This window comes from Tenacibaculum sp. UWU-22 (assembly GCF_041021355.1).
Classification (GTDB): Bacteria; Bacteroidota; Bacteroidia; order Flavobacteriales; family Flavobacteriaceae; genus Polaribacter.
Genome location: NZ_JBFNGP010000022.1, coordinates 1 through 1,015 on the forward strand (window position 1 = coordinate 1; position 1,015 = coordinate 1,015).

The following is a 1,015-nucleotide window of genomic DNA, read 5'->3' on the forward strand; positions in this document are numbered from 1 at the left end:
CAACGGTTGGGCTATGAGCAGTTGGGGATTTTAAGCACTAACTTTCGGTTAAGCACCGACCTTTGTTATATGTTTATACTTTTGTTTTATCACTTTCACCCCAATTGCTTATAGCCGTTGTTAGCAACTGGCATTATTATTTAGTTATATATTGCATTTATTTCTTTCCGTAACGTGTCTTTCCAGTTTCCCTCAATTGCAACATAAACAACTCCGGAATAATCAGATGGTATTTCAATTCCACTTTCGTGTAGAATTATAACATTTTTACGTCCGATTTTACCAATAAAAAAGCCTGTTTCAAAAATTACATTTTGTCTTGCTCTTGGCAACAGGTCAGTTCCGTCTTTTACTTTACCTAAATCATCATTTGTCCAAAGTGCAATTGCAAAATCCACGTCAGAATAGTTTTCAAATTTCTCAATTACTGTTCTGCCTTGACTTGCTTGTTCGTGAAGAATAATAGCACCTTTTTTTAAATCATTTTCCAAAAATCTTGCAACTTCAAGTTTTAGTGCGTCATTATGTCCGTGAACTATAAACCCAACATTCGTAAAATCCCTTGTTGTAGTTTGAAACTTCTCAATTCGGTCAGAAGTTGGTAATAATGGTAATTTATTAACCAAACGTTCCAAATAACTCACAGAGTTTTGAAGTTTCTCTTTCGCCATTTTCAATTTGTACGCTGGGTGACTTGTGTCAACATTACGCAATGCGTCCATAAATCCAACAGCTCCGTTTAATTTTGAATATTTATAACCATACTGATTTTCACTATCACTAAATGCCCATTTCAATAGTTCTATGTTAAAATCGTTCCAATTGACGTAATCATTCTCTAAAGTTTCTAATTCTTCAATTCTTTTAATTTCACGACCAATCATTTCCTTACCTATTTCAATTCTGTCGTTCAATTCTTTTTCAAAAACATCTTTAGGTTTAGTTAAGACAACTTCCTGTTTTTCGATTGGTATTTTCTTTTTTGCCATTGGTTGGTTTTGCTTGTTGCTAACGT

At 33.6% G+C, this 1,015-nt stretch carries 1 protein-coding gene; it reads right to left on the minus strand.

The window, feature by feature from the left end; all coding sequences use genetic code 11:
- Positions 1-140 precede the first annotated feature (140 nt).
- Positions 141-1,015: TIR domain-containing protein (locus tag AB2B44_RS10605; RefSeq protein WP_369049558.1), on the minus strand; the 875-nt coding region annotated here is incomplete at its 5' end.